Here is a 6149-nt window from a genome sequence, read left to right on the forward strand (position 1 = left end):
AAACTTACACATGGCCGGGCATGCATGTCAATGTCAGATCCTGCTCAACCTTCGGCGGCAAACGTAAAAACCGTCCCCTGCGCGGCCAAAACGATCTCGCCCCGGTACATTTCGCCCGCCTCTACAGGCAGCCTGCTTACGTCTCCAAAATGCGGCAAATGCGTCAGCGCCAGCTTTTTTACATTCGCCTGCTCGGCCAGCCGCCCCGCTTCGTGCGCGTTCATGTGCCCGTATTTCCGCGCTTGATCGAATCCGGCGTAAAAGGAAGCTTCGGCGATCAGCACGTCCGCCCCGCGGCAAAATTCGATCAACGAATCGTCGTAGTACGTGTCGGCGGTATAGACCAGCACTTGGCCGCCGACTTTCACTTTCACCGCCAGGCAGTACACTTCATGAAACGTTTGGAAAAAAGACAGCTCCATGTCGCCGAAACGCAGCGTATCCGCCGCGGACACAGCGCGGACGGCTGTGCCTTTCATCGAGGCGTATCCGCCCTGCTCCGCCAGCTTCGGGTCGCGAGCTATATAAACCGGCAGATCCGCCGTCCGGATCTGCAAATCGGTGTCGATCAGACAGGCGTACTGCAGGCAGCCGAAATCGGCGATATGATCGTGATGCGTATGCGTAATGATCGCGGCGGTAAGCTGATCGAGCTTGGCATACTTTTGCAGGCAGGACAGCACGCCGCTCCCGCAATCGATCAGGATGCGCTCCTGCCCATGCTCCAGCAAATAGCCTGCCGTAGCTTCTCCCGCTTTCGGATAGGCGCCCCATTGGCCGATCACCGTAAATTTCATCGCTATCCCTCTTTCTTATAGGTTTGGATTTTTTCAAAGGCTGCGGGCGCCATATAATTTCTGGCGAATTCCGCTTTATTCGAGAGCAAAAACATGCGCACAAGCGAACTGCTCGTTTGCATGTTAGGAGTAAAAGGCGACAAGTATACCGTATCCGCATCGGTCGTATTTCTTATGTACTGCTCCATCTGGAGCTCGTAATCGAGATCTGTCGCATTGCGGATGCCGCGAATGACGACATGAATGCCGTGGGCATTAATGTAATCCGCGACGATTCCTTCATAGGGCACGATCTTCGTCCGCTCCTGCTGCCTGGGGGAAATGGATACCCCGACCAGCTCGGTCCTTTGTTCGATCGTAAACAGGTGCTTCTTCGAACGGTTGTTGGCGATGACGACGTGGACTTCGTCGAACATTTTCAGCGCCCTCTCAATAACGGATAAATGACCCAGCGTAATCGGATCAAAACTCCCGGCGTATACGGCTTTCATGACAACACCTTCCTTTTCGAATCCATTCTCGTTGCATGTACGGTTTTCCGGCATCTATGAGTCTGTCCGATGAACCACGTAGAAGGTATATATGTAGAATGACAGTATTTATGCAGCGTGAGCTGCAGTATATGCAGTCATATTCTTTGGCTTTGCACAAAAGTAACTCCGTCGGACAGACTCCTATGTATGAATTCGCGGTCGGTCGGCGGATTCCTTTTGAGAAAAGAAGAAGGAACGAGCGAAAATCGCATTGACAGTCCCGCCGAATAATGATATATTATGCGTCAAATTCATACTATTCCCATGTGAATTAATAAACGGAGGTGCACGTCATCTATGAAACTATTGAAATCTGCCCAAACCATACGCGCCATCGCTTTATCCGCCGCTCTATTATCGTTCGGTACGGTTCATCAGGCGGCATTCGCTGCGCAATCCGGTCAAGCGAACGCGGAATACAAGCAATTTTTGAAAGATCATTACAACGTCAGCCTGGCTGCTTCCTTAACCAAAGGCGACTTCGTCAATGCGGTCAACAGCATTTTGAAGCTGCAGCCCAAAGATCAGTCCAATCCTTTTACCGATGTGCAAAAGAGCAGCCCTTATTATGACGCGGCCCGGGCGCTGTACGAGAACGGAATTATTACGGAAAAACAGCTGCAGGGCGAGCTGCCGCTTACCGAGCTGCAAGCGACTTTTATCGCGGTCAAAGCGGCCGGTTTGAAGGAACTGGCTTATACATATCCCCAGGACAAAATCAAAACCGCGCTGGCCAAGCTTAAGCTGGGCGCCGGGCAGACTGGGGCGCTCACCGAGCAAGCTGCGCAAGAGCTGGCTGCCGCTGTAGATACGGGGCTCCTCGCCAAAGAGCGGCACGCCGATTTCAAGCCTGAAGCAGCTGCCGATGAGCGTTTTACGAGCGATTTGCTAGTCAAAATCCTCGATTTCCAGGGCCATTACAAGCATTATCTCGGCTTGACGACGGACGATGACATTTTCGGCAAAGTGCAGGAAGCCTGGAAGACGGAGGATCTTATTTCCGCCAAGGAGCTGCGCGCCGTTTTTGACAAAGCTTTGAGGCAAAATCTCGTGACCGGCTACAACTTGAAGGATACCCGGTATGACGCGAATTTCGATCCGAAGCTGTCGCTCACCTACGGGCATTCCGACATTACGCATGCCGTTCAGCTGATCGGCTTGCTGCGCAGCGAAGGCATTCAGGCCAAAGTGCAACTGGAGCCCAAGACGTCGGCCTTCATTTATTTGAAGGAATGGGGCGAGCCGACGCAAACGGACGATTACCAGGTGGTGCAGATCGAGAACGGCAATTATATCGCTTATTCCAAAGAATACGATATCGAGTTCGAGTTTGACAATGCCGAGCAAAAAAATAAGTTCCAATCCGTCATTTTCCAGTATGCCAAAAAGAACAGCGAGGATGCGAAAGGCCTGATTTACGCCTCCTGGTGGCAGCCGCTCTACTATTCTTTGACCGAGCTTCCGGATTATAAACAAATTTCCAACAACAAAATTACTAAAGGCCATTATTACGCGCAATCCTTTACCTTGAACGACAAATCCGCCGATCTCGCGGCAGGCATCAACAAGATCGATTCGAGCCTGCAGGTGGACAGCTATAAATTTTGGGTGGACGAGCCGTTTTACAACTACTTGTTAGGCGGCTACAAGTAAGTAGCGGTAATTCTTCAGCGCTTCCGAGGTACATCTCAATCCAAAGCTCCATGCCCCATCTCGCTTTCGAAACCAGCCTTGGATAGCTACGCCGAGATATTCCAGCTCAGGAATAATCCTTCCCTCTGGCGTAGTCTTCTCGATCAGGTGAAGCGTCTTGGTCTTTTCGGGGGAAAGTTCCAATCGCAATTTCATCATGGTCGATTGAACGATATCTTCCCCACGTCGTACCTCATCTTCCTCTCGTCCAAAGAGTACGAAATCGTCCGCATAGCGGACGAATCGTACTTTTTCTTTTTCCAGCTCCCAATCCAGCTCATTCAGATCTTACCCTTTAGGGTTTTAGGTTCCGGAGAGTACGCACCGTTCCCAATTCAATACGAACCCATATTCTGCAAGTTTTCTCTATACATTGATGGTATAATTGAGTCAGAAAGCTTAAATATGATGTGAACGAAGTTATTCAAAAATATAGCTTTCAACCGCTATTTAAAGAGCAGTTTCATCTTCGGCATTATCCACCGGTCAAGTATAGATTTGACTTTTACGATAAGTGTTACGTAGAGTGAAAGGAACTGCCACTTCTGGAGACTACGGAGCTGATATATTGATTGAAAAGGACGACTAATAATATGAATAAAGATAAAGTAGAATTAATCCTGGAGCTGCAGGAGTTATACCGTCAGATCATACATGTTTCGTCACAATTATGGGAAACCAATCAGATAACCAAAAGCGGATCATGGGCCATTATTGCCAAAAATGAGTCTTCGCTGAGAATTCAAGAAATAGTCAATTTGGATTTCAAGAAAAAAATAGTGTTTTCCTCAGAATTGCGTGATTTGCGTGAATTTGCAAATGACATTTTGGATAGGGCAAATCTTCTTCTTGAAGAGGACCTTCAACAAATAGGTAAGGAAAAACTACTGTGAACCTAGCCGAGAACGATTTGAATCGGCTTGCCAAAGCAGAAGCAAATCTTCAATTGCTAGGATGTCGAGTGCTTTCGGATCCGGATCGAATGGTAATATATAGGTGATAATCCCTGCTTCAACAATCTTCAACCAGGGGGAGGTTGATTAGTCTGTCTAAACCTTTTTTATTCTTATTGGAACTGTTACGGATAGTCATTTTTTTGGTTATTGGCTTTGGCGTACTTGGGTGGGTAGAACAATTAATTTTATATTCTCCTTTTAAAATTAAAATAGAAGAATACTTCTCGTATTCTTTATGTGGCAATTTACTAATTTTGTTTGTCTTTTATAGAAATGTATGTCAATTTTGGGGTTGGTTTAAATCTGAAAAAAATAAAAAGCTGCCACGTACCATAACTACTCTTCTTTTTTTAGTGGCTGTTGTCCTGATTTTTTCCCCATTGATGCTACCTTTGGAAGGTGGGGGCAACCAGAAGATGTCGCAGATATTGCTGCTTTTCTAGCTTCTCCCGACAGCCGTTGGGTAACCGGGCAATTGATTGATGCCAGTGGGGGCTCTCATTTGTAAAGTCACGCATTATTACAGCAGCTGTTGTTACGACGATTCCAAAAACCGGATTCCTTTTTGAATAAAGGGTCCGGGTTTTCATGCAATGAATTGCTTAGCGTACGATTTTTCCGTTTCGTGAGGTGCCCCCTGTGAATTTATTTCCGTTTAGCCCCCCTAAGCGGAAATAAATGGGGCGCATTTCTCCATACTTGCGCAGTCAAAGGCGGCACGCTCGTCATAACATAAATAATAGAGGACGAGACATTCGAGAGGGCGTGCAAGCATTTATGAAAAAAAGAGCGGGAACATCCAACCATAAAAGGGCCGGGAGCCGCCCGGAACCGCAAACGCTGGCGCAAATTCAGGCGGTTATGAACAGAGTGCCTATTCTAATTGTAACGAAAGACGGAAGCTGCTATTGCGGAATTGTCCGGGAAGCGCAGGACGGGGAACTGCTGATCGAAGGCGTAAAAGGCAAGCGGAAGCTGTCCCGAAATCCGGCCAGAGCGAAGGCGCAAATTTCGTCGCTGGGCGGCGGATTGGGCGCGTTAGGCGGCCTGGGCAATCTGCTCGGCAAATCCGGAGGTTTAGGCGATTTAGGCGGGCTTTTGGGCGGTCTTGGGGGAGCCGGGGCAGCCGGAGGATTAGGCGGTTTGGGGGGCGGAAACTTTTTCGGATCAATCGGCAGTTTTATGAAAATAGGCATGGGCGTGCTTAAATTCGTTATGCCGCTGATGAAAGGTTTCGGCATCTAGGTTTGCGGCGATGCGGCGGCCCACAAGGCCTGCAATTGTGCAGCTTCCTGTATTTCTATATTGAAAATAAACATCCCTCCGTTTAAGGTGAACTTAGAAGGAGGGATTTATGTTTCGAAAATTGTTATCATCCTATAGATGGAGGAAACTACGGATTCTCGTTTTGGAAAATAGACTGCTCCGACAATTACAGCTGATCACTCTCCGGTTTTCGCCCGCCATACCCTGCACGCTGCGTGTTTCGTCAGGGCCGTTTTATGGCGGGGCCGTCATTATAGATCGGAAATGTCCCGATATTCAATTACGGCAAATGTCCTGCCCTATTTTATTTTCTTTCATGAATATTCCATCTCTTGGATGCTTCACGCCACTTGATTAACCATGATGGAAAAAAACTCCGCTCGTATGCTTCTTCGCTTTCTCTTTGATGTAGTCTGCCGTTCGGAGCGCTAGCGACATGACCGTATTCGTAGGATTTCCGGCACCTGACGTGACAAAAATGCTCGCATCGCAAATAAAAAGGTTGGGAATATCGTGAGTTTGTCCAAACGAATTAACGACTGAGGATCCTGGATCATTCCCCATCCGGCAGCCCCCCATCATATGAGCGGTGTCAGGAATGACGAATTCGACTTGGCCTCCCGCAGCCGCGAGTATTTCGCTTATTTTACCTACCGCATGGTCGATGAGTTTCCGGTCATTATCTCCGTATCTGAACTGGGGAATAAGGCGGTTGCCGGGAAAAAAAACTGCGAAAGTGCAGGTTTTCTCCGGGTAAGTGGTTCATTTTAGCGAAAAGCCTGCGAAAGTGCAGGAATTTTCCACTAGCTTTGCAAACAAATGTAACAAACCATATTTTTTAAATGTTATTTAACAAAAAAGGTAAATTAATGTTGAAATTTTGCATAAAAAAACCTATTCTAATG

At 47.8% G+C, this 6149-nt stretch carries 6 protein-coding genes and 2 pseudogenes; 4 read left to right on the forward strand and 4 right to left on the reverse strand.

Annotation, left to right across the window (positions count from 1 at the left end):
- Positions 1 to 44: 44 nt before the first annotated feature.
- Both AC0LWT_RS13015 and coaD read right to left on the reverse strand, forming a co-directional pair.
- Positions 45 to 797, reverse strand: a complete 753-nt coding sequence (locus AC0LWT_RS13015) for an MBL fold metallo-hydrolase (protein WP_474681669.1) — start codon at positions 795 to 797, stop codon at positions 45 to 47.
- Between the two features lie 2 nt (positions 798 to 799).
- Complete coding sequence (coaD, locus tag AC0LWT_RS13020; RefSeq protein ID WP_474681670.1) at positions 800 to 1288, reverse strand: pantetheine-phosphate adenylyltransferase; 489 nt, start codon at positions 1286 to 1288, stop codon at positions 800 to 802.
- A gap of 339 nt (positions 1289 to 1627) precedes the next feature.
- Here coaD and AC0LWT_RS13025 point away from each other — a divergent pair, with 339 nt between their 5' ends.
- Positions 1628 to 2983, forward strand: a complete 1356-nt coding sequence (locus AC0LWT_RS13025) for an S-layer homology domain-containing protein (protein ID WP_474681671.1) — start codon at positions 1628 to 1630, stop codon at positions 2981 to 2983.
- Here AC0LWT_RS13025 and AC0LWT_RS13030 read toward each other — a convergent pair.
- Entirely contained in the window at positions 2966 to 3307 is a 342-nt protein-coding gene (locus tag AC0LWT_RS13030; RefSeq protein ID WP_474681693.1) for a reverse transcriptase domain-containing protein, read from the reverse strand. The two genes, AC0LWT_RS13025 and AC0LWT_RS13030, sit on opposite strands and share 18 nt — an antisense overlap.
- A 308-nt stretch (positions 3308 to 3615) precedes the next feature.
- Here AC0LWT_RS13030 and AC0LWT_RS13035 point away from each other — a divergent pair, with 308 nt between their 5' ends.
- From AC0LWT_RS13035 to AC0LWT_RS13045, 3 genes and pseudogenes are all read left to right on the forward strand, one after another.
- Positions 3616 to 3915 carry a hypothetical protein gene (locus tag AC0LWT_RS13035; protein ID WP_474681672.1) on the forward strand — a complete coding sequence of 100 codons (300 nt, stop codon included), beginning with the start codon at positions 3616 to 3618 and terminating at the stop codon, positions 3913 to 3915.
- Positions 3916 to 4363: 448 nt separating this feature from the next.
- Positions 4364 to 4486, forward strand: a pseudogene (locus AC0LWT_RS13040) (SDR family oxidoreductase); the annotation flags it as partial.
- Positions 4487 to 4755: 269 nt separating this feature from the next.
- The gene (locus AC0LWT_RS13045; RefSeq protein ID WP_474681673.1) at positions 4756 to 5223 is read left to right on the forward strand and encodes a hypothetical protein; all 468 of its coding nucleotides are present in this window, start codon (positions 4756 to 4758) and stop codon (positions 5221 to 5223) included.
- A 375-nt stretch (positions 5224 to 5598) separates the two neighbouring features.
- Here AC0LWT_RS13045 and AC0LWT_RS13050 read toward each other — a convergent pair.
- Positions 5599 to 5940: pseudogene (locus AC0LWT_RS13050) on the reverse strand (GMC oxidoreductase); the annotation flags it as partial.
- Between the last annotated feature and the right edge of the window lie 209 nt (positions 5941 to 6149).

Source organism: Paenibacillus sp. sgz302164 (genome assembly GCF_056120505.1).

What these genes read in the sequence shown, in the direction of transcription:
- AC0LWT_RS13025 (WP_474681671.1), top strand. Translation starts at nt 1,628, where the DNA reads ATGAAACTATTGAAATCTGCCCAAACCATACGCGCCATCGCTTTATCC.
- coaD (WP_474681670.1), bottom strand. Translation starts at nt 1,288, where the DNA reads ATGAAAGCCGTATACGCCGGGAGTTTTGATCCGATTACGCTGGGTCAT.
- AC0LWT_RS13015 (WP_474681669.1), bottom strand. Translation starts at nt 797, where the DNA reads ATGAAATTTACGGTGATCGGCCAATGGGGCGCCTATCCGAAAGCGGGA.
- AC0LWT_RS13035 (WP_474681672.1), top strand. Translation starts at nt 3,616, where the DNA reads ATGAATAAAGATAAAGTAGAATTAATCCTGGAGCTGCAGGAGTTATAC.
- AC0LWT_RS13045 (WP_474681673.1), top strand. Translation starts at nt 4,756, where the DNA reads ATGAAAAAAAGAGCGGGAACATCCAACCATAAAAGGGCCGGGAGCCGC.